The organism is Fructilactobacillus sp. YLN 2412 (assembly GCF_059488745.1).
Genome location: NZ_CM183165.1, coordinates 899,812 through 923,331, shown reverse-complemented (window position 1 = coordinate 923,331; position 23,520 = coordinate 899,812). Strand labels below are relative to the sequence as shown.

Genomic DNA, 23,520 nt, shown 5'->3' with positions numbered 1-23,520 from the left:
TTCTTATTGAAAATTGACTTATCTAAAACGAATGACATTGATGGAGCATATCAGAGTATAGATTTTTCGAAGATTAGAAAAAAATATAATGATCCAGGCACTAAATATTGCTTTGATGTACTAGATGGACGTTATTTAGCTGGATATATGATTAAACTTGCTTGTTTTCGTCATTTAAGAGACTTACAAAGAATTGGAAATGATGATTTTGAGTATGAATATCAATTAGAACGTATCCGTAATTTCTTGAAATTTGAGTCATTAGTTCCAAACGTAGACAACATTGATGAAAAATTAAAGCTAATGCCTTGGCAAGAGTTTATTTTTTCTCAATTAATGGGTTGGCGTAAGCATAATGGTTCAAAACGTTTCACAACCGCTTTATTATCAGTTGCCCGTGGGCAAGGTAAGACAATGTTATGTGCAATGTTACTTTGCTATACATTTTTAATTGAGTCTGATGGACTTTCTAACCAAGATTATTTGGTTGCTTCACTTAACTATAAGCAGACAACTAAACTTTTTGGATATGTATGTACTCTTTTGACTGAGATTATTAAAATTCAACCATTTAAAAAAATGGCAAAAAAGAAAAAAATTAAAATTCAGCACGATCAAATTATTATGAAAGCTAATAATAATGTTCTTCGTGCTATTTCTTTTGAGTCAGGTAAATTCGATAGTTATCATTTCAGAACTGCTGTTACTGATGAAATTGGGGAACTAACTTCTCGAGATAAAATGAGCAAAATTTCTTCCGGACAAGTTAAAACATTTAATCATCAGCTTATCCAGATATCAACATCATATCCTAATGCAACAGTACCATTTCATGCTGATCAAAAAGTTGCCCGTAAAGCTATGGAAGAAGACTATAAGCGAAAAGACGATAATATGCTTTGCTTAGTTTGGGCTCAGGACTCAATAAAAGAAACTGATGATCCAAAAACTTGGTTTAAAAGCAATCCATTGCTCTATTTAGATTCACAAAAGGAAACATTGCTCGATGGATTAAAAGACAAAAGGGAAAGTGACTTAGCTGCCGGAAATATTGTTGACTTTCAAAATAAAAATTTAAATTTATGGTTAAACGGAAAACAAGATCGGTATATTGACCTAAAAGATATTGAGAATTCTAAAATTCCTAAAGATGATTTTAATATTGATGGTCGAGATGTATATATTGGGTTCGATGCTTCACAATTTTCTGATGATACTGCATTTGGTTTTGTATTTCCTTACACAGATGAGAATGATGAAAACAAATTTCACATAATGCAATATTCTTTTATTCCAACAAGTCGAACACAACAAAATATTGGAATAAAAGAAACTCAAGATGGGATTAATTATCGTGACTTAGAGCAACAAGGTTATTGTCAAATTTCTCATACTCCTGGTGGTGATATTGATTATGAAACAGTTTATAACTGGTTACTTGATTTCGTTGAAGACCACGATTTAAATGTTAAATATTTTCTTTATGATCCCTGGAATGACCAAATATTCATTAGAAAACTTGAGGAAATTAAAAACTGGCCAACAATTGCTGTTCGACAAGGAACTAAATCATTAAGCCAGCCAACTACATTTATGCGTCATGAATTTCAAGGTAAAGATATAACAATGTTTGATGATGAGATTTTAAGCACTGCATTACTTAACGCTGTTACCTTAGTTGATAACAATGGAATAAAAATTGATAAAAATAAAGCCACACAAAAAATTGATGCAGCGGATGCCATTATTGATGCGTTTTATGCTGCTATTTATGCTTTTGAAGCTATTGATGTTGAACAACAAACTGATGTTTTCGCTGGAATGTCACAAGAACAAATTGATGATTTTTATAAAAATTACAGTTTTTAGGAGAAAAAATGAGAAAAATAAAAGAAAAGTTGAGTGCTTTTTGGCACTTATTGCCACATTTAAAGAAATTCATTCCGCCGGTCTTAATGCTTGCAGGTTTAATCTGCCTAATCATTGGGGCTTTTTTATTTGGATTGAAATTTGGAGTAATCACTTTGGCCATCACACTTATTACACTTTCCATTCTATTAACCGATTAGAAAGGAGGTGAACATAATGAGCTTAAATCCGTTCTCAACGCTTAAAAAGTCAGTCAAGAACGAAACATTTTTGCCATCTACTTCTTATTCACCAGTAATGGTTATGAACGGTCAAACAGTTTTTTCTCAAAGTTATGTTAGTGCGTTTCGTGCTTTGAAAAATTCTGATATTTATACTGCTATCAATTTAATTAGTAGTGATGTTTCTAACTGTAGATTTATCACTTATAACTCAACCGTTAGAGATTTATTAAACAATCCTAATTCTATTCTTAATTCTTATAGTTTTTGGCAAAGTACCATTGGCCAATTATTGCTAGAAGGTAATTCTTACGTTCTTATTCATGTCGATGGCAGAAATTTACCTAAATCTCTTGAATTATTAGTTCCTTCTCAAGTTCAGATTATCATTTCAAATGATGGCCAAAATGTTAATTATAAAGTTCATTTTAACGACGATAGAGATGATGTTCAGGTAGACAGCAAGAGAATGTTGCATTTTAAGTTACTGACTAACGCTTCAGAAACACCATTTTTGGGTGTTAGCCCATTGAATGCATTAATTCCTGATTTAAATATTCAAGATTCGGCTAATGCTACTGCAATTAAAACTTTAAAAAAGGCTATTCGACCAAATGGAGTTTTATCTTTAGCAGCAGGAACTGTGGATCCTGAAGGAAAAGAAAGGGTCAGGGAAGCATTTGAAGAAGCTAATAGCGGTGAAAATGTTGGTAGAGTAATGGTCATGGATCAGAGTGCTACTTATTCAGTTCCTGAAATTGATAAAAACATTGCCTCATTACTTAATTCTGTTACTTATACAAGAAATCAAGTGGCCAAGGTTTTTGGAATTCCTCAAGACTTTTTAAATAATGAGTCAGAACATTCAAATATTGAACAAATACGTTCTGAATATTCACAAGCATTGAGTAAGTACATTAATGCAATTGCTAGTGAACTAACAATGAAGTTTGGTGTGGATATCAAGTTAGATATGAGCTCTGCTATTGATCCCGATAACAAAGATTACGCTAACCAGATTGCTAAATTAGCTAATAGTTATGCATTAGATGGTAATCAAGCTACCCATATTCTTAAGAAAATTGGCTATATTTCCAAAGATACTCCTGATTATGAAGGACGTAATCGCGACGGTTCATTGAAAGGAGGTGATAAATGATGAAAACAATAGATTTGAGCGGTCCGGTACTTGATGATGATAGTTTTGATGCTGTTATTAACAGTTTTTTGGGATCACCTTATATTTCTCCCAAAATTGTTCAAAACACTTTAGATGAAGCTGGTAGTGAACCTGTTACCTTCAATATTAATTCTGGTGGTGGATCAGTTTCTGCTGCAAGTGCTATTTCAGATAAGTTAAAGCATTGTAAAAATGAAATAACTACTAACATTTCAGGAATGGCTGCATCTGCTGCATCTGTGATTGCGATGGCTGGAGATAAAGTTACGATGGCAGAAACTGCCATATTGATGATTCATAATGCTAGTTCTATTGCTGAAGGTAATAACCATGATATGCAACATGCGGCAGATGTATTAGGAAAGATTAACGAAACAATTGCTAGTGCTTATGTAAGTAAAACAGGAAAAAGCAAGGATGAAATTCTAGCTTTGATGGATAGTGAAGCTTGGATTACTGCAGAAGTTGCAAAAGAGCAAGGATTCATTGATGAAATTTTTAAGAATACAAAAACTATGGAACCAGTCACTAATTCAGTGGGTGGTTCTATTTTTTCTGATTCAGTCAAGGATAAATTTCAACAATTTAAGAGTTTCCAGGAATTATTTGGAAATTTAAATAAGTTTGATGAAAAAGATTCCGAAAATGAATCTAATAAAAATAGAACACCTGTTCACATAGTTAATAAACACCAAGAACTTGTAAATAAAAAAATCAAAATTCTGAAAGGACGATAATATGACAACTCAATTATTAAAAAATGAACAGTTAGAAGGGCTTACTGCTAACCAACTTGCTAGCATGATGAGCGATTCTACTGTTCAAATGTTTAAAATTAAAAATAAATTAGATTATTCATTAATTGATGATAATTCAAGCGAAGAAGAGGTTAAAAATCTTAAAAATTCATTAGAAAATGAACAAAAAAATTATGAAAAAGTTTCCGAATTTCATGATAAAAAATCTAATGAAGAAGCTGAATTAGCAAATAATTTCAGTGATGGAACAATCATTAAAGATGGCATCGATATTAAAAACAAAGCTAAAAACTCTGCACAAGTAAAAGCCTTAGAAGACTATTTACATTCTAAAGGAAGAATTAAAGATGAAAGTTCTCTTCAAGTTACTACTAAAGAAGCTGATCCAATTATTCCTAAAGAAGTTATCTACAATCCACAAGCAGAAGTTAAAACAGTTGTTGATTTGGTGCAATTAGTTTCTAGAACTGTAGTAACCACTGGTTCCGGTAGTTATCCAATCTTGAAACGTGCAGAAGATTCTTTTGCAACTACCGATGAATTAAAGAAAAATCCTAATTTAGCTGCACCCGAATTTGACAATGTTGATTGGAAAATTGTTACTCGTCGTGGCGCAATCCCAGTTTCAGAAGAATCCATTGCTGATTCTCAAGTACCTTTAGTACCACTAATTGTACAAAACGTACAAGAAAAGCGTGTTAATACTACTAATAAAGACATTGTTGCAAATCTTAAAACTTTTACAGCAAAAAGTATTGATCCATCTGCTATGGTTGATGGTTTAAAGACGATTTTAAATGTCGAATTAGATCCTGGTTATATGCCTGTGATTGTATGTTCTCAATCATTCTTTAATGAATTGGACTTATTGAAGGATAAAAACGGACAGTACATCTTTAAGCAAAATATTTCTGAAAAATCAGATGGTAACTTGCTTGGTATTCCTGTTTACAAGATTCCAGATGTACAGCTTGGCGATAAAGGTGATCGTGTTGCATTTATTGGAGATTTAGCCAAAGGAATTCTATTTGCTGATCGTCAACAAGTTTCACTTTACTGGCAAGATAGCAATGTCTATGGTCGTTTTCTTGGTGCAGCACTTCGTTATGACGTTAAAGTTGCCGACAAAAATGCTGGATTCTTTGTTACATTGAAACCAGGTGAAGTTAAGTCTTCTGCATCTCAACCAGAGCAAGATAATCAAGCAGAATCTAAACCTGATAGTTCATGGAACAAACAAGACATTCAAGCATATTTAGATAAGCATGGAATTACTTATGATGCTAATGCTACAAAGGATGACCTTTTGAGCCTAGTTAAATAGGAGTAAATCATGGAAAAGGAGGATATTGAAAAACGAGTAACGGTTGAGATGATACAAGAAGAATTGCATATTGACGGCGAAAACTCTATCCTCCAGGATCTAATTGAAAATGGAGAAGAATATGTAGCTGGATCAATAGACTTTAATGTTCCACTTGAAGAATATTACAAACATTCTTTGTTTAGACGTGCCGTCAAAACATATGTAACTGGATATTATTATGATCGTACTTCTGGAATAGGTGGAAATAAAGCTTTAATAGCCTTGGTTAATCAATTGAAAGGAAGGATGTGGAGATTATATGGTAAAAATTAATCCTTATCAATTTAATCATCGTGCTTCTTTTGGAACTATTAAAGATGTTTTTAATCCTAATACGGGAGGTAAAAAGAAAGGTTTTGTAGAACAATTTAGTTTATATTATGCTCCAAGAACTAGGACTATGAATCAGGTGTTTCAAGCTAAAGCTGCGGGAATGTCTGACACAATTACGATTGCCGTTCGTCATAATGAAAAACTGAAAAATTCTTTAATGGTAAAAATTAAGGATGAACTTTGGAAAATTGTTAATCTTTCTGCTAACGATAATAATAGTTATCTGTCATATGATTTCTTGACACTTTCACGTTATGATTCGAAAGTTGGTTCTTAATGGAATTAGATGAGGGTCTAGAAAAGTGGTATCAAGACGTAGTTAAAACGGTTAATTTAAGTGCTAAAGAAAAATCCAAGGTAACATCTGCAGGAGCTAAAGTATTAGTTAATCATTTACATGATGTTACTAAATCTAAGCATTTTAATGTACACAGAAAAGGTGGAGTTAAACATCTTTCAGATTCAATAACTTTTGTTGCAAAGGATATTGATGGTTTATTAAATGGTCATTCAACGGTTGGATTTGAAACAAAAGCAACTGGTGGTATTAACCATGCAAGAATTGCTCATTTTTTGAATGATGGAACTACTTTTATTCCGGCTGACCATTTTTACGACAATGGAATTGATGAAGCAAAAGATAAAGTTTTTACGGCTCAGGCAGAAGTTCTGGCTGGCATATTAAATAAAAAATGGGGTGATTAGTTGCCCGCAATGTTAGATATTAGTAATTCAATTAAGTCATTAGAATTAGGTTGGTATAATAATTTATTTGTTGGATCGTTTGATAGTGACTATAAGGTTAACAACGAAGATACTAATGTTTTAATAACTGAGTCACTAAATGAACCTGTTCAATATGGAAACAACAGCTTTCGAGCAGTTAAACAAGAAGTAGAGGTTGAAGTATTTTACAGTGTTTCATTTGATAAAAATATTGATGAAATAGAAATTAATTTAATGAAAAAACTAGAAGAACAAGGTTGGCAGACTGCCAATTCAAAATCACACTTTGAAGATCCAGATACAAATCAGGTCATCAAGGTGTTTTATTTTGTTCGAAATTTAGAAATTTAGGAGGAAATTTTATGCCCGCAATTCAAGGTATTTTAGGATATCGTTTATCAATTTTAGACAACGATACAGATCAAGTAGTTAAAAATGAAGCACTAGGTGCTAATGGAATTTATGATGGTACTGGAAACACAGCCAAAGGTGCTGCAGGTGCTAACATAACTGGTTTAACTATTCCCACTCAAGAAGTGTTTGGAAATAATTTTGTGCAATATATTGCTACTGGAGTTGCACAGCCTAAAGTTGCTTTAAACATTAATGATTTACCATTAGATGTTAAAGCTGCTATTTTGGGTCAAAAATCAGATGGTAAAGGTGGTTTTTACAACCCTGAAGGCTCACATATTCCTTATTGTGCATTAGATATTATGACAAATGATTTGGAAGATAATATCATTCACATTTCATTATTCAAGGGAACATTTGCTGAAGGTAACATTGATGCACAAACTAAAAATAACTCACCTAAAATCCAAACAGACCAAATTACGTTTAGTGCTGTTGGTAATAAAGAAGGTAAATTATATAAGGTCTCTTCATCTAAATATAAAGAATTCAGTGAAGATGATTTGTACAAAGAACTTTTCCCTGGTGCTGATACATCTACACCGAGTAAAACATAGTGATTCACAATCTAATTCTGTAAGTGCTTCACAATCAGATTCCAAGAGTACATCAACCAGTAATTCACAATTGGCAAGTAAATAATAATTAAAAACTTTAGTCGCCAAGAAATGCACAGTACGCAGAAGCGGGCGGCTTTTTTATATGGAGGAAATTAAAATGACTGTAAAAATCAATGCATCTGTTTTAGGAATTAAAAAACCCATTGAAGTTAAAGAATCAAATAAAAATGTACGGGCAACTTTAAAAGCTCAAATTAAAATTAACAAGGTAAGTGTTCTAGATGATAATGCTACGGATGTAGACTTTTTTCAAAGTCGTTTGGATATTCTAGACATTGAACAAAATTTTGTTACAGAAATGCTTAATTTAGACGAAAAAACCGCTAAAAAAATTGATGATATTGAACCAGTTGAATTAGATGATCTTGCAGGTGAAATTGTACAAAAAATTCAACATATTGATATGAGTAAAGAAACAGAAGAGGTTGAAGATAAAGACCCAAAAGCAGAAAAGTCCGAATAAGAAAAAATATCAATATTCTTGCGGATAAAATCGAAGAGTTTGATTACAATGCGCAACAAGCTTTTGTTCAGTTTCATATGACCCCATCTGAATTTGATGAACAAGATTTTTATAGATGGAACGAAATAATGGTAGCTCGCCCAGAAGAGGATAGACCGCCAATTGATCCAGATGCTTTCTGGAGTCAATTCATGAAATAAATTTTTATAGAAAGGAGGAAAATAAATGGTTAAAAAGATTGAAACGCAGATGTCCGCTGATTTAGGTCTTAATTCTGTAAAAGCTACGGAAAGTCTTGCTACATTAAAGAAATATGTTCAATCAGTTACTAGTTCATGGAAAGCACAAAATGCAGAACTTAGAAGTGCTGGAGACTACATGGGAGCAGCTCAAGCTAAAGTTGATGGATTGAAGAATGCAATTTCTGGGCAAGAACGTGAAATTGACCTTTTAAAGAATAAACAAAAGGAATTAAATACTAATACTGAAGATGGTGCTCGTAAGTATGCTCAATTAGAAACCAAAATTAACAAAACTAGAACTCAAATGAGCAATTATTCAGCGCAATTAGGTCGTGCAGAAAATAGCTTACGCGGATATAAAACTGGGATTGTTGAATTACGTCAAGAGATTAAGCAGTCTTCAGAAGTTAATAAAAGTTATGTAGATAAACTTAAAGCTGAAAATAAGCAGTACCAAGCTAATCGAGCTGAATTAGCACATAATCGTACAGCATTTATGCAGTACGGAGAGCTTTATAAGAAACAATCAGGTGAACTAGCAGCTTATCAAGATAAGTTAAAGGCATTAAATAATGAGTATACTAATGCTAAAAATAAACTTGATAGTTTAAAGAGAGCTGGTCAAGAAAATACTGCTGAATATCAAGCTCAAGAACGTGAAATTAGTCGTCTGCGTGGTGAGATTAATAACACCAACAATTCTATTAGTCAGCAAAAAGTTCGAGTTAACGAAACTGGAACATCAATGGCAGATGCAAACAACAAGACTAAGGAACTTAATAAATCTGTTGGACGAATGAGTGAAGGTAATGCAATATTAGCTGATAAAATAACTAATGTTAGTAATAAAGCTGGTAGTATGGGCGATAAGTTCATGGATGTTAGTCGAAAGATGAACATTGTTTCTATGGGTATTGGAGCCGGTTTTGCTTATGGTGCTAAAAAGGCTACTGATTTAGAAAATGAATTTAAAGAAGTAACTAACTTAGCAGTTACTGGTGGAGAGAAACAAGCCGAAGCTCAAAATAACGTCAACAAGATGTATAAAGACGGTGAAAAGTATTCAACACAATTTGGTGTATCTCAGCAAAAATTAGCTGAGGGGTATAAAGAATTAGTTAAACGTGGATATGATACTAACCAAGCTCTTGGAGCACAAAAGTCATTAGTAGAAGCTGCTAAAGCATCTGGCGATGATTATAATGATGTTGTTCATTCAACTACTGCTACTCTTGAATCTTTTGGAATGAAGACTGAGTCTACTAATGGCATGATGAAAAATACCAAAGAAGTCGTTAATGATATGGCTTATGCCTCTGATTTAACTGCTACTGACTTTCAAGGTATGGGAAAGGCAATGGAATATGTTGGATCTACTGCTCATGTTAGTGGTCTTTCTATTCATGAAACAGCTTCAGCCATTGGTATTTTAAGTAACAATGGATTAGAAGCTGATAAAGCAGGTACTGGATTACGTAAAGTTTTAGTTTCTCTTCAATCTCCTTCAAACGATGGAGCTGTTGCATTACAAAAAATTGGATTATCTACTAAAGACTTTGTTGATCAAAGCGGAAAAATGAAGTCAATGTCTGACATTTTTGGTATTTTAAACGAACATACTAAGACTATGAGTCAAAATGATAAAGGTGTCTTATTCCACAAATTATTTGGGACTACTGGACAACAAGCAGGTAGTTTGCTTGCTTCTAACGCTGATGGATTAAAAAAGCTTGATGAACAGGTCGAGAATTCAAGTAAGAAAAACTATGTAGAAACACTTGCTACCAAAAATATGAAGTCATATAAAAATCAAATGGCTTCTGCTAAGGAAAATGCTAATGCCATGGCAATTACTATGGGTTCAGCAGTTTTACCAGCAGTAAATAAAGTTTTACAAGCTGGTGCAAAGATGGCTGATAAGTTTAATAACCTTTCTGATGGTACTAAACAATGGGTCACTTATTTTGGTCTAGGTGTTGCTGCAATCGGTCCATTATCATTTGCGATTGGTGGAGTACTTAAAACTGTTCAAGCAATTGGATCAGCAATTAACTTTAGCATAAACTTATTCGGACGTAAGTCTAAAGCTCAAACTGCACAAGAAGAATATGCACTGGCAATTAAGCAAAGTAATAAACTTCTAGAAGAACAAATTGCTCTGCAAAAGACTAATAATGATAGTTCAAGTCCAGGTTCAAAATCAAGTTCTGGATCATCACTTACTAATGACGCAGAAAATATTGTTAGTAGTGTTAGTGGTGAAACTGGTACAGCTAAAAATGGAGCTAAAGAAGCTGAGTCATTATCACGTGTTGAAAAGTATGGTAGTAAAGCCAGCAAATTAAGTAAAGTAGCTAAATTTGGTGGAAGAGCAATGGGTGCAGTTGGGGTTGCTGATGTTGCTTATTCTGGTTTAAATCTTATTGGCATGAATGATAACAATCGTGGCGAAAAGTTGGGAGGATCAGGTGGATCATTAGCTGGTAGTGCAGTTGGTGGTGGAATAGGTTCATTCCTAGGACCACTTGGAACCATGGCTGGTGGAGCTCTGGGTGGTTATATTGGAGAAGAAGCTGGTAAAAAAGTAGGCCCAGCTCTTCAAAAAAGTCTTTCTAAAAACAAAGCTGCTCAGGGAATTGATAAATGGTTTGGTAATTGGAAAAAAACTGCTTTTCAAAATTTCCAAATTAAGCCACCAAAATTATCAATGAAAAAATCGTATGATGCTTTGAATAAGGAATCTAAAAAGTTTTATTCAGATCATCAGAAAATGCGGGAAAAGAACCTTAAAAAACTTTTGAAGACCGGTAACATCACTAAAGATGAATACAATAAGCGTGTTCAAGATGTTAAAAAACAAGGTAAACAAGCTAATAAATTTGAAAAAATGAATTCCACTGAGCGTAATAATATGGCTAAATATTACGCTTCTTCACGTCAAAAACTTGAACAAAAATGGAACAAAAAAATTCAAGATGATATTAGAAAATATGGTGCCGGTAATACTAAAACCATTCGTGATGAAAATAAGAAGAAAGAAGCTTTAGATAAACAACGTCAGAATTTTGTATCTAAAATGACGACCAATGAAGCTAAACTTCATACGACTCTTAATGGGAAAATTCAATTAGCTGGTAAACAACAGAACAAAATCCTACAAGAAATGTATAAGAAACGTGGGAAACTGTCTGAGAAACATCTTAATGATATGGTTTATAATGCTCAACAGTTAACTAAACGAGTTACTGATGAAGCTAATAAACGATATAAAAGTGTCACGGATGCAGCTAATAAACAATATAATGAAACAACTGGGAAAGCTCGCAAACAACGTGATGATACTATTAAAGCTGCTAAAGAAGAATTTAATGGTAATGATCAAGAGTCTAAAAATAAACGTAATCATGCAATTAAAAATGCTAATGATCAGTATAATGGCGTAGTTGATAAAGCTTCAAAGCAAAAAACAGATACTATCAATAATGCTAAAACTGAACGTGATAAAACTGTCCATCATGCTGAACAAAAGCAACAAGATGTTAGTAAACAAGCCCATGACCAAAATAAGAACGTAACTGAATCATCCGCTAAACAACAAGGTGCAGTAGAAAAACATAATAAAGGTATGTCTGATAATACCAAGGGTTTCTTGAACACCATGGAAACATGGTCTACGAATGCATATAACAGTGTAGGATGGATTGTTAATCATTTGGGTGGCCACATGGATAAAAGAAAAGCTGAGCATTATGCTAATGGTACAGGAATTCTCAGTAGTTTTAGTCGTAACCCAATTAATAAACCCACACATGCAATGCTTAATGATGGTTATGATTCGCCAGAAACTAGTAACCGCGAAATGGCAATTTTACCTAATGGACAGTCATTTATTCCTAGAGGATCAAATTGGGAAGGGATTCTTCCTGCTGGGACTGAAGTTCTTAATGCAACCGAAACTAAAATGCTTCTTGGTAATCAAGTTAATCATTTTGATAAAGGTACTGGTATTTTTGATTCCATTGTAAATGGGGCAGGTGACCTTGTTAATGGAATTAAAAGTACCGTTGGTGGTGTATTCTCAGATTTTGGAAAAGCCTTTGACTTTGTAAAGGATATTATCAGTGATCCTAAGAAAAGACTTGAAAAGCTATATCCTAAAAAAGAATATGGTGGTAACAATGATTTCTTTAAGAAAGTAAGTTCTGATAATGTTTGGAAAACTCAAAAGGATCAAGCCGGAGATTGGTGGAGCTCAGTTTGGAAATCAGTTGATGAAATTCTAGGCTCTGGTGGTGGATCTGGTTCCATGGGAGAATTCTTGCAATACGCAATGAAAAACTTCGATGGTCGTCCTTATGTTTATGGTGGATTTGATTGTTCAGAAATGGTTAAAGAAGCGTTACAACATTTTGGAATAAATCCCGGACGTAGTACTGTTGCTCAAGAAAGTTCTGGTAAGTTATCTAAAATTTCTAAAGATTCAGCTAAGCCCGGAGATTTAGTTTATTTTGGTAGTTCTGGAGAAAAAGCCCATGTTGGAATCGTTTCTGATCCAAAACATGGACTAATGTTTAATCAACATCCGCCAAAAGGTGGGGTTTCAACAATTAAGCAGGCAGAAAATGTTGATGGGCCAGCTCGTTATTATCATGTTAAAGGATTATCTTCTAATGATGATTCAGATAATAAAAAATCAAGTGGTAATTCTGGAATCGATGCATTTGTTCATAAACAGTTAGACAATAACATGTTCAAGTGGATTAAAGATAACTTAGCTCCGCTTTCTGAAGATGTTGATGATGGTGGAGTTCCAAGTGAAAGTCCCAAAGGTGATCATAAAAATTGGATGAAACAGGCAGGAATTCCTGAATCATGGTTCAGCGGAATCAATGAAATTGTATCTAAAGAATCTAGTTGGAAAGCTAATGCACGCAATGGTAAATATTATGGATTAGGTCAAACTAGTTCTGATGTTTATGAGAAATATGGAAGTGATTGGAAGACCAATCCTATCACACAATTAAAAGCTATGTATGGCTATATTAAAGGTCGTTATGGAGACATTGGTAATGCTTTGAAATTCAGACATGCTCATAACTGGTATGCTAACGGTGGATTTGTTAATAGTGAACAAGTTGCTCATATTGGAGAAGGAAACCAACCAGAAGTTGTAATTCCATTATCTCCAAACAAAAATTCACGTGCTTGGGAGCTAATCGGTAAAAGTGCTGCTCGTTTGTCGACCAATGATCCAAATATTAGTAATAATAATTTTGGTTCTGATAAAGAAATACAAAATATTTTAAATTCAATGAAGAAAACAAATAATAAATTGGATACAATTACAAAATTATTTAGTGAGTTACTTGGAATCAATCAAAATCAAGTAGATGCCATTTTAAAAACTTCTTTTAATTCCGATGATATGTATAAAAAGCAAGCTTTTGATCAAAATATAGTAGATTACCAATCTTTTTAAGGAGATGATCTAGATTAATAATTTGTGGTTTTGTGTAAAAAAAGATAATAAGTCAGAAATCAACGTTACTAAAGAATTAAATAAAGTTAAATTTCTTGGTTTAGATACTGATCCTAACATTGTTAATAATTATTACGATGACAATGGATCTGATGGCAGTGTCTTTTCAAGTTCCGTTTTTAATAAAACGATTGTAAATGCAAGATTTTTAATCCATTTTAGTGATTGGTATGATTATAAATTACAAAAACATAAATTTGAGTCTTTATTCATGAATAAAAAATTGATGAGAATTAGAACGGATGCTGAACCAGCTATTGTTCAATATGTTCGTACTGGTAATTTTGAAATTAAACCAATTGAGAATGGCTACCATGATTGTATAGTTACTATCCCATTTGAAAACCCAAACGGTTATAAATATTCATTAATGAATAGTGATGCTCTTTATGAATTTGATGAAGCCGGTTGGCAAATTGGAATGAATTTGCCTACTAATATTTCACATTTGAACTACACGTTTCATCATCAATATTTTCGTGTGTATAATGCTAGCGACATTCAAATTGATCCATATTACCAGCGACATGAATTAAAGATACTAAGTAAATTCAAAGGTGAGTTTATTCAATTGGTTAATTTAACTAATGGAAGTTCTTGGAAGTATGATCAATATTCCGATGGCAACGATGAAGTATTGCTTGATGGAATTTCAACTAGTTTAAACGGTAACCCAGCCAGTGATAAAACTGATTATGGCAACATCATTTTAGAACCTGGTTGGAATGAATTTAAAGTTAACGGGGCATACTGGATGAATATTTTGTTCAGTTTCCCATTTATTTATATAGGGTGATTTTATGAATGATAAATTAATTGTAAAAGGGAATAAAAGTGATTATCAGGAGCCGTTAAATTCAATTATTGACTCTTCTTTCCAAATTCAGTGGCAGGAAAATGATAACTACCAGATGCAGTTTACTGCTTATTCTGATAATTCAATTGCTTTTGAATCGTTAGGTCCGCAAGCTTCCATCTTTTGGCAAGGACAAGAATTTATTTGTAAACAACCAGTCTTTGACTTTAAGCAAGGGCAAGGAATTAAACAGGTAACTGCTGTTCATGTGTATTCAGATGTTGGAAGAGTTTTTCAAAGAAATGTAAACGAGGGCGTTAAAACATATGCAATTGATGATGTCTTAGCGTTCTTTTTAGCTGATAATGAATTTGGGTATACGTACCAAGTAATTGGTGACTTTCCGAAACAACAAATTGAGAATTTAGGTGGTGGCAGTGGTAAAGATATGCTGTCAAAAATCAGAGATACTTGGCCAGATGCCATAGTATTTCCTGATAATAAGTGTTTAAAATTTTATCAACACGATGTCTTTGCTAAAGATTTAGGCAATCGAATTGATTATTTACACGATTCAAATGAAATTCAAATAACTTATGACTGTACTAACTTGTTAAACAAGTTACGTTGTATTGGGAAACAAAAAGATGAGGATCAAGGTGGTGGTTACTACTTTGATCCTTTTTATGTCCAAGATGATGAGTCAATTGCAGCTTGGGGAATCTTTGATGGTGGTGACGTAAGTGATGACCGATTTACTGATGCTGGTTCAATGAAATCTTACGGTGAATCTAAGTTGTCTCCAGATCCAATAGTTTCTATTGCAGTAACACAAGATTTTAACCAGCCAGTTATTCCTGGTGAAATTAGAAGATTAGAAATTAGACCACAGAAATATGTAACCAAAGTTGAAGTAGTAGCTTTTACTACTTTTCCTAAAGATCCACATAGCCCAACACAAATCACATTGAATAATAAAGCAATGTCAATTTTGCGTTATAACAATAGGCTATATAACAAGCTGGCAATGTTGAACAACACCAATGAAGCAGTTACTAACTTACAAAATAGCTACGATTCCATAGTTGCCAACCAAAATAAAAGTTCGCACACTATGGATCAAGCGCAAAAAGACATTTATTGGTTATCGAATGGCCAATATAATTTAGTTTTAAATGGTGATTTGCACGCTGATAATCTTAGCTACTTTAGATATGGTGGCGATGTAAATATTGATGAAAGTAATCAATTTAATAATAGTCATAGTATCAGAATGAGTAATGATGCATGGTTGCAAACTAATGCTAACTCCGTTGATGAATCCGAGTTGTCTGCACGTGTCTTTGTTAAATCAGATCAACAAGTTAAACCTAAAATGAGTATCGTGTTTTTCAAAAGTGGCGATGGAACTGGGGCTGCACTTTCAGTAACCAACGCTACTTTAAAAACGTCAGCTGATTCTTGGGGTTATTTTTCACTAACTGATATTGAGACACCTAAAGAAGCTAAATCTTTCAGACTAGAAATCGGAGTTGATAAAGAACCTGGGAATGCATATTTTGCCTGCTTACAAATTAACAAAGGCTATAAATTAACGGATTGGTTAGTTTTAAATCAACCGAAATTAAAAGGAGAATAGAACATGGGATTTATTCCAAAAATTAGTTCGTTGTATTTTGATGATAGTTATCGAGATCAATTAAACTATGCATTAAATTGCGTTGGACTAGAATTTAATAGTGTCTACAAGCAGGTAGCGATAATGTATAAAAATCTACCGGCTTCAAGTGTTGATGAAGTCCAATCAGCACGGTTAGATGTTAATGGCGATATGTTTAGCAATTTAAAGGGACGTTTAGACGCAATGCAATTCGTGGCAGAGAATGCTTTAAATACTGCTAACAAAAAAGCTGATAAAGATGAAATAATTAATGAATTAGGCCAAATTCAGGATAGTCCAGAGACTTTTCCAGATTTATCCGCACTACAAAATGTTTATACACACGGCAAGCCTGGCATTATGGTAACCATTGATAATGGCCATAAGTACATTTGGAATAATGGCAACTGGCAAGATTTTGGTGTTTACCAAGCTGCTGGTTTGCCAGATGATGGAATTGATTATTCTAAAATGGTTGATAAAACCTTGTCTGATCCAGAAATTAATAAAGTCAACTATGCAACTATTTTAGATAGTTTTGCTTTGACCAAACGTGCTAAGTCTTGGCCAGATAGTGATTCAATCAGCAATCTTTTTACTAGTGGTTCGGGAGTAGTCTTTGATACTGGAAGTGGCGATACTGGTGTTCAGATTCCAGTTGAAATGGATCACCCAGTAAATGCTGGTGAGAATATTTATTTAAACTTCGATTATGTGACTTCGAAAAGTTATGAAACTTCTAATACTAATGCTGATAACATTGATATCTACTTAGTAGACCAAAACGGAGCTTTGATTAAACAGTTTGATACTTTTGGTGTTAGTGCTAGCGAAGTTCATCGGCAATGTAAAATCGATACCGGCTTATTAGCAGAAAAAGTAACTGGAAACAAATTCTATTTATTGTTTGCCTGCCATACTAATTATCAAATGGTGATCGATAATTTAATGGTTAATCGTACTAATAACTCTCAAAGTTTTACCCAACAAATGGACGACTTAACCCACGGTAATGTTAAGACTCAAGTTGGCTTAATCGGAAGTAATGGAATTGATGTTAGTACTTTAAGCGGCTGGAATTTAATTCCGTCTGATAAGTTTCAATTTAATGGTGATGAAATTGTAGCCAGTTTTGATGGATCAGGTAACCGTGGTTTTTCAATCTCTGCTAATAACAATATCGACACTACTAAGCCAGTATATCTACACATCAAAGGACAAACTTTTGATGGCAACAATGATGGAGTCTTCTTAACTGTAGGAGATAAACCACTAGATCCAGCTAATCAAATTGGAGAAATTACTAGTAATCAAGAATCAGAAGTGAACGCTAAAATTGATCCAGCTCTAATTAATCAATTAGGTGTAGGGGTTGATGGTCCATTAACAGTTATTGCCGGTGGGAAAAATAAAGGGTTAAGAATTACAGAGTTATCAATCTCAAATACTCAAGTCTTTGGTAATTTACAAGATGACTTAGGTTACTTAGTTACTAATACAAACAATCGAAACGTTAAAAACATTGGCGGTAATGTTAAATATTTTGATAGTGCTAAGCCAGTTAGTGTTTCTGGATTAAAAAATGCAACTCCGGGTTATATTTATCAACGTGAAAACGGTTGGCTGAAAAACATTAATATTTACGTTAAAATTCCCGGTAATCGGACATTTACAGTTGGTAAAATTGATCAGCACAACTTAATCGTTGATGGTAATTCATTTAGCCTTTATCTTCCCAGTGGTTATAGTTCCTTAGATGTTGAGCATTTAAAGATTCCAGTTGAAAATGGCGACCAGGTTTTTGTTGATTTAAGTGGTGAATCGGTTTATCAACCAGATGACAATCATTTGAAGTATTCAAAAGCACTTATTCAAGATGATCATCATAATTCTACTGATCCGCAATATAAAGGTCCGATGATGTATGAAACTGGTTATTTAATTCCGTTTAGTTATTCTGTCATCGATCAAGATATTTCTGAAACAGTTAATAGTGTTTCTAAAGATGTTTCCAAATTAAATGAAGAAACCCAGCAATTAATTAATAACGCTGGGACAACTATGATTAAAGCCCCTAATGGGAAAAACTTTAGATTGGTCGTTGATAACAACGGTAATTTAAGTACAGTTTCGATGGTTCCTAATCGAGTTGCTATCTTTGGTAATTCATTGACTAAGGAACGTGGCGATATTGGTATGGCAGCTAGTGATCAATACCATGATTGGTACCATTACGTAACTGAATATATTAGGTCTCAAAATTCAGGAGTTTCAATAAATTCCCGTGCTAATGTTTCGGATTGGGAATCATCTACTACTTCAATTGATCGGCAGAATGTCTTTCAAAAAGAAATCAAGCCATACTTGTACGCTGATACTGATTTAGTAATCATTCAATTGGTAGATAATGTTAATAGTGCTGACCGAGCTGCAACATTTGAAAAAGATGCTGAGAACCTAATTAACGATATTAAGCAAGCCGCACCGAAAGCTAGAGTCTTATGGGTTGCGGGTTGGTTTGTTAATGATGATTTAATGGATAAAGTCAGAACAGCAACTCAAAATACTGGGGCAACGTTAGTTGATATCACAATGTATAAAGATAATTCAGCAAACAAATCACAAGTTGGGGCTACTAGAACTGGCATTGATGGGACACAATGGACCATCACTAATCCAGGTGAAGCACTTCACCCAGGAGATAGAGGTATGAAGTTAATCGGTGACTCAGTCATTAGTAAATTAGGATTTTAAACACCACTAGCAAATAGTAGGTGTTTTTATTTTTGAGAAAGGTAGGTGGATAATGTACCACAATTTATTATTAAACGTTGCTTTGTTTCATTTAGGGAATCACACACATATGTTTTATCACACTTATTTTAGTTCTTTAGATAAAGGATTTGGTTCAATCATGTTTCAAATTTTAATCTTTGCGACTTTTGCAGATATGTTTTTGGGAGCAGCTAGGGGATTTGCATTAAGAAAATGGAATTCAACCATTTCAATTAAAGGTATTGCAAAGCATACAGCGATTGTAGTTGTTCCGATGTTTGTTTATCCGTTTGTAGACATGATGGGATTTGGTTATGTAGGTGATGCAGGGATTACATTCTTGGCATTTGCTCAAGGATCTAGTGTAATGGAGAATTGGATTGCTTTAGGACTACCTTTTAAAGATAGTTGGAAAAAATATTTTGACAACAAAAAGATTGAGCAAAAAGAACGTGAACAATCAATTCACACAGATGACCCGGTTCCAGACGAAAACGAAAAGAAATTATAAAAAGGGAGTATAGAAATGAAAATTAAGAATAAATTAACCGTTGGAGTTGTTGCATTTGCAGCAGCTTTTTTGTTTACCGTAACTTCTAATGAAGTTAAGCCAACTCATGCATCAGATATTCGGCAAACTTATTCGCTAACTGGTAATGAAGGTTCACCATACACAGCTAATAATAAGATTGTGGTTGCTCACGAAACTGGTGTTCCTAATGCTTCTGCAGAAAATAACGCAGCGTTTGAAAAAAGAACATGGGATTCTAATGGTGCTTATGTACAATATATCGTTGGTAATGATAATCAAGGTAACGCTGGTCAAGTATTTCAAGTTGGCCAACCAGGTTACCAAAGCTGGGGTGCTTATGCATGGGCCAATGCGAATGCACCAGTCCAAATAGAATTAGCTGAAACGAGTAACCCACACCAATTCAGAACTAACTATGTTACTTATGTAAACTTATTGCGTGAGAGTGCTCAACGTTTTGGTATTCCATTAACTTTGGATAGTGAAAATTATACTGGTGTTAAATCTCACAACTGGATTTCTCAACACATTCAAGGTGACCATAGTGATCCATACGGATATCTAGCACAAATGGGTGTTTCTAAAGCTCAATTTGCTCATGACGTACAATATGGCATTGATGGACAAGCACCAGCCCCATCACAACCAGTTGCTCCTGCACCAAGTAAACCAGTTAATCCATCTAAGCTAGCAACACCTGCTACTACAAGCAGATTACACTTAGAAAATGGTACATTTACTAATGGCGATACACGAATTCAGGTTCGCTACAATTCTAAATTGAGCGGCACCAAATCTGGTATGCTACCAGCTTATGCTAGTGTTAAATATTATGGATACGTAATTGATGACGGTTATGTATGGATTGTTTACACTGGTTTCAATGGTAAAACATTGTACTGTCCAGTTCGCTCGGTAGGTGGAAATGCTTGGGGAACGTTTAAATAAACTTTACATGAACCTGTGTATGTAAAACTTTTTACTTTTTTAATATAATTTGTCAACTTATAAAAAGCCTCACTATCTTTAATTAGGTAGTGGGGCTTTTTGTTTTACATAATTATTTATTTTTAGGATTGTATTCATCCAATAATTTTTTAAAATGTTTTGTTATTATGACCCTTGTAAATTGCTTTTTAGGTAATTTTCCGGTTGGTGTTTGGATAATACCTTTATCATGTAAATATACAATATCTTCATTATTCCAGTCAGCATCAACTTTTTTATTAAGATAAATTTGAAGCACTATATCCTTTTGCACAGGATCATCAAAAACATCATTCATTATTTTTCTTTTCTTTTTTTCACTAAAAATATATCTATAACTAATCATTGATAATATTGAACATATTATAATAAATAAAAATAATAATATATAAAGTAAAGTTTTAATATCAGTAAAATTATAATTTTTTGATATTAATCCATATATCCAAAGTATTAGTGTAATCATAGATGAAATAATTATTGATATTTTAATAGTTTTTCCATTAAATAAATTTAGTAAAAATTTTAATATATTTTCCATAAATTATTCCTCCAATTAGTTTTTAGATATAATTTTATTTTAACAAAAAGCATTTAACAATTATTAATTCCTTTTTCATTTCTATAAATATTTATGTTCGCTACTTTTTTCTTCTCTAACATCAATCGTGCAGTTTTCTTTTTTGACGATATAATCTTTAACTTCTGTCACGACTACATAAAAATCCTTGAATTCTTTGACTATCATTTTTTCACCCTTTGTAACATACGCAAAAAAGTTCAAAACAAATTAATTAATTTAACAAAAAGTGTTGACTATATACGTATATGCGTATATAATAGTATTTGTAGTGAGGGAGGTGAAAAAGTGTTAGACAAAATAAAAGAAGTGTTTGATATTCTTGCTTCAATCAACAATATACACCACATATTTGTTGATTGAAGCAATCATCAAACACTTCAAGAAATAGACAGTAGAAAGACGGAGCGAAAGCTCCGCTCTTTCGTATACAATTCTAACACATAAAAATGAAAGATATTATAAGATGTGCTTTGGCACTAGCGATTGTTTTAATTGGATGGATTTTTGGTAATAGTACAGTACAAGTTTGTTGTGCAGTAATTGGGGTTGCAATTGCAGCTTACAAACCTAAAAAGAAGTAGTGGGGAATTTATAATGGTTTATACTAAGGCACAAGCTAAAGCTAATAAAAAATGGGACGAAAAAAACAAAGCACGTAAGCAATACATTAATAAACGATCAGTGGCTAAAAATTTTATTTTGAAATCTGCAACTGAAGAAGACTTAATGATGTTAAAAGAATTAATAGATGATAATCTACATCAAAATCTACATCACTAAAAATTACAACTCCTATAATTAGCAATAAACATTGATATAAAAGTGTTTTAAAAAATAATGGTTTGAACCCAGTATAAGTCTAAAATAAAAGATGACAAAAAATACAATAAAAAGTACAGAAAAAAGCAAAGATACCCTATGAATAGTATCTTTGCTTTTTTTAATTAACAATCATAAAAACATATTTAGTGATGTAGATAATGATGTAGATTTTAATGATATTCAGTGAAACTCAATGGAACTTAAAAACAAAAGAAAAGCCACAACCATGGTGTTTTTAACACTCAATGGAAGTGGCTGGAATGCTAGAATTGAGTATACTGGATTCGAACCAGTACATTATGGATTCAGAGTCCACTGCCTTACCAATTTGGCTAATACTCAATAATTACAATAAATATCTTACAATGTAGATTTATATTTGTCAATTATTAATTTTTGGTTGACAGTAAATCTAGAAGTCGGTAAAATATAACATATTGGATTATTGCCCGTTGGTCAAATTGGTTTAAGACGTCGCCCTCTCAAGGCGGAGTTACGAGTTCGAGTCTCGTACGGGTAATTACTAGAAAGTCTCTTATTTTAGAGGCTTTTTTTGTTGGGTTATTATCATAAAAACGCTTATAATCATTATATGATAGGAGTGATGGCAATGACTTTTGAGAATACCAAGGCAATCATTGAAAGAATGATTAAAGAAACAATTATTCCAGGTGCTTCATTTTCGTTTATTACAGGAGTAAATGTCGAAGATCACGTAGAAGGATATAAGAATTTAAAACCACAAAAGGAATACCTATATCCCAATCAACTATATGATGTGGCATCAATGACAAAAGTGATGGGAACGCTTCCGGTGGTGATGCAATTATTAAATCAAGGAAAGATAGGTATTGACGATCCAATTACTAAATACCTTCCTGAATGGAAACATCCTAAAGTAACAATCAGACATTTGCTTACTCATACTTCTGACATTGAAGGATATATTCCCAATCGTGATGATTTAAACATGAATCAGTTACGAACTGCTCTATTAGGTTTAGATGTTGGAGCTGAATGTGGCAAAAAAATGAAATATCAAGACGTGAATTATATCTTTTTAGGCTGGATTGCAGGGGTAGTTACAGGTCTTCCCATTCAGCCATTAATTAATCAAATGGTGCTTCAACCCCTTGGAATGATTGATTCAACTTTTCATCCAGACGCTAGACGTACCGTTCCAACTACATACGATGAAACAACAGGGATGAATCGAATTGGTAAAGTTCATGATCCCAAAGCTCAGGTTCTTGGATCTGATTGTGGATCAGCCGGATTATTCAGTTCTTTACGCGACATGGATCATTTTGCTCAGTGGATGCTGCAATTGACAACGCCTGGCAAGGTATATTCAACTGATATGTTTGATGCGATGTATGTTGATCAAACACCAATGCAGGACGGTAGTCGGTCATTTGGATGGCGACTTGACGAATATGAAGGTCATCCTTATATTTGGCAAAGTGGTTATACTGGGATTGTCATGATAATTGTGCGGCAAAAACGTAGTGCTTTTGTATTTTTATCAAATCGAGTTCATCCTGATGTGAACGAACATTTCATGGAAGAACGCAATGAGATGATGAATACTTATTTAAAAGAATTATTTGAATAAAAAATGATGCCAAAATGGC

20 protein-coding genes and 2 tRNA genes are annotated in these 23,520 nt (G+C 33.3%); 20 read left to right on the top strand and 2 right to left on the bottom strand.

The window, feature by feature from the left end; translation table 11 throughout:
• The first annotated feature begins 6 nt into the window (after positions 1-6).
• The 17 genes from AC0GLR_RS04590 (at position 7) to AC0GLR_RS04510 (ending at position 20,442) form a co-directional block, all read left to right on the top strand.
• The gene (locus AC0GLR_RS04590; protein ID WP_495604299.1) at positions 7-1,869 is read left to right on the top strand and encodes a terminase large subunit; all 1,863 of its coding nucleotides are present in this window, start codon (positions 7-9) and stop codon (positions 1,867-1,869) included.
• 8 nt (positions 1,870-1,877) lie between these two features.
• Entirely contained in the window at positions 1,878-2,069 is a 192-nt protein-coding gene (locus AC0GLR_RS04585; protein ID WP_495604298.1) for a hypothetical protein, read from the top strand.
• A 16-nt stretch (positions 2,070-2,085) separates the two neighbouring features.
• Entirely contained in the window at positions 2,086-3,249 is a 1,164-nt protein-coding gene (locus tag AC0GLR_RS04580; protein ID WP_495604297.1) for a phage portal protein, read from the top strand.
• Positions 3,246-4,007 carry a head maturation protease, ClpP-related gene (locus tag AC0GLR_RS04575; protein WP_495604296.1) on the top strand — a complete coding sequence of 254 codons (762 nt, stop codon included), beginning with the start codon at positions 3,246-3,248 and terminating at the stop codon, positions 4,005-4,007. Before AC0GLR_RS04580 ends, AC0GLR_RS04575 begins: the two co-directional genes overlap by 4 nt.
• Before the next feature lies 1 nt (position 4,008).
• Complete coding sequence (locus AC0GLR_RS04570) at positions 4,009-5,352, top strand: phage major capsid protein (RefSeq protein WP_495604295.1); 1,344 nt, start codon at positions 4,009-4,011, stop codon at positions 5,350-5,352.
• 9 nt (positions 5,353-5,361) lie between these two features.
• A complete protein-coding gene (locus tag AC0GLR_RS04565; RefSeq protein ID WP_495604294.1) occupies positions 5,362-5,667 on the top strand; it encodes a head-tail connector protein in 306 nt (101 codons plus the stop codon).
• A complete protein-coding gene (locus tag AC0GLR_RS04560) occupies positions 5,654-6,004 on the top strand; it encodes a phage head closure protein (protein ID WP_495604293.1) in 351 nt (116 codons plus the stop codon). Before AC0GLR_RS04565 ends, AC0GLR_RS04560 begins: the two co-directional genes overlap by 14 nt.
• On the top strand, positions 6,004-6,432 hold the full coding sequence (locus AC0GLR_RS04555) for an HK97-gp10 family putative phage morphogenesis protein (RefSeq protein WP_495604292.1): 429 nt from the start codon (positions 6,004-6,006) through the stop codon (positions 6,430-6,432). Before AC0GLR_RS04560 ends, AC0GLR_RS04555 begins: the two co-directional genes overlap by 1 nt.
• Positions 6,433-6,441: 9 nt before the next feature.
• On the top strand, positions 6,442-6,804 hold the full coding sequence (locus AC0GLR_RS04550; protein ID WP_495605419.1) for a DUF806 family protein: 363 nt from the start codon (positions 6,442-6,444) through the stop codon (positions 6,802-6,804).
• An 11-nt stretch (positions 6,805-6,815) separates the two neighbouring features.
• Positions 6,816-7,424, top strand: a complete 609-nt coding sequence (locus tag AC0GLR_RS04545; RefSeq protein ID WP_495604291.1) for a major tail protein — start codon at positions 6,816-6,818, stop codon at positions 7,422-7,424.
• Positions 7,425-7,584: 160 nt separating this feature from the next.
• Positions 7,585-7,950, top strand: coding sequence for a phage tail tube assembly chaperone (locus AC0GLR_RS04540; protein ID WP_495604290.1), 366 nt, complete (start codon positions 7,585-7,587; stop codon positions 7,948-7,950).
• 225 nt (positions 7,951-8,175) lie between these two features.
• Complete coding sequence (locus AC0GLR_RS04535) at positions 8,176-13,671, top strand: phage tail tape measure protein (protein WP_495604289.1); 5,496 nt, start codon at positions 8,176-8,178, stop codon at positions 13,669-13,671.
• Positions 13,672-13,693: 22 nt separating this feature from the next.
• Entirely contained in the window at positions 13,694-14,527 is an 834-nt protein-coding gene (locus tag AC0GLR_RS04530; protein WP_495604288.1) for a phage tail domain-containing protein, read from the top strand.
• A 4-nt stretch (positions 14,528-14,531) separates the two neighbouring features.
• Positions 14,532-16,166: a phage tail protein gene (locus AC0GLR_RS04525; RefSeq protein WP_495604287.1), complete on the top strand. Its 1,635-nt coding sequence runs from the start codon at positions 14,532-14,534 to the stop codon at positions 16,164-16,166.
• A gap of 3 nt (positions 16,167-16,169) precedes the next feature.
• Positions 16,170-18,941, top strand: coding sequence for an SGNH/GDSL hydrolase family protein (locus tag AC0GLR_RS04520; RefSeq protein WP_495604286.1), 2,772 nt, complete (start codon positions 16,170-16,172; stop codon positions 18,939-18,941).
• A gap of 52 nt (positions 18,942-18,993) precedes the next feature.
• The gene (locus tag AC0GLR_RS04515; RefSeq protein ID WP_495604285.1) at positions 18,994-19,473 is read left to right on the top strand and encodes a phage holin family protein; all 480 of its coding nucleotides are present in this window, start codon (positions 18,994-18,996) and stop codon (positions 19,471-19,473) included.
• A 15-nt stretch (positions 19,474-19,488) separates the two neighbouring features.
• A complete protein-coding gene (locus tag AC0GLR_RS04510) occupies positions 19,489-20,442 on the top strand; it encodes an N-acetylmuramoyl-L-alanine amidase (protein ID WP_495604284.1) in 954 nt (317 codons plus the stop codon).
• Positions 20,443-20,554: 112 nt separating this feature from the next.
• On the opposite strand, the gene AC0GLR_RS04505 is transcribed toward AC0GLR_RS04510, so the two are convergent.
• The gene (locus AC0GLR_RS04505; RefSeq protein ID WP_495604283.1) at positions 20,555-21,022 is read right to left on the bottom strand and encodes a hypothetical protein; all 468 of its coding nucleotides are present in this window, start codon (positions 21,020-21,022) and stop codon (positions 20,555-20,557) included.
• A 636-nt stretch (positions 21,023-21,658) separates the two neighbouring features.
• On the opposite strand from AC0GLR_RS04505, the gene AC0GLR_RS04500 reads away from it, so the two are divergent.
• Positions 21,659-21,844 (top strand): hypothetical protein, encoded by a 186-nt coding sequence (locus AC0GLR_RS04500; RefSeq protein WP_495604282.1) that lies wholly within the window; start codon positions 21,659-21,661, stop codon positions 21,842-21,844.
• 311 nt (positions 21,845-22,155) lie between these two features.
• Here AC0GLR_RS04500 and AC0GLR_RS04495 read toward each other — a convergent pair.
• Positions 22,156-22,228: transfer RNA gene (locus tag AC0GLR_RS04495), tRNA-Gln, on the bottom strand.
• Between the two features lie 104 nt (positions 22,229-22,332).
• On the opposite strand from AC0GLR_RS04495, the gene AC0GLR_RS04490 reads away from it, so the two are divergent.
• Positions 22,333-22,406, top strand: a tRNA-Glu gene (locus AC0GLR_RS04490).
• 90 nt (positions 22,407-22,496) lie between these two features.
• Positions 22,497-23,501 carry a serine hydrolase domain-containing protein gene (locus AC0GLR_RS04485; RefSeq protein WP_495604281.1) on the top strand — a complete coding sequence of 335 codons (1,005 nt, stop codon included), beginning with the start codon at positions 22,497-22,499 and terminating at the stop codon, positions 23,499-23,501.
• The last annotated feature ends 19 nt before the right edge of the window (positions 23,502-23,520 follow it).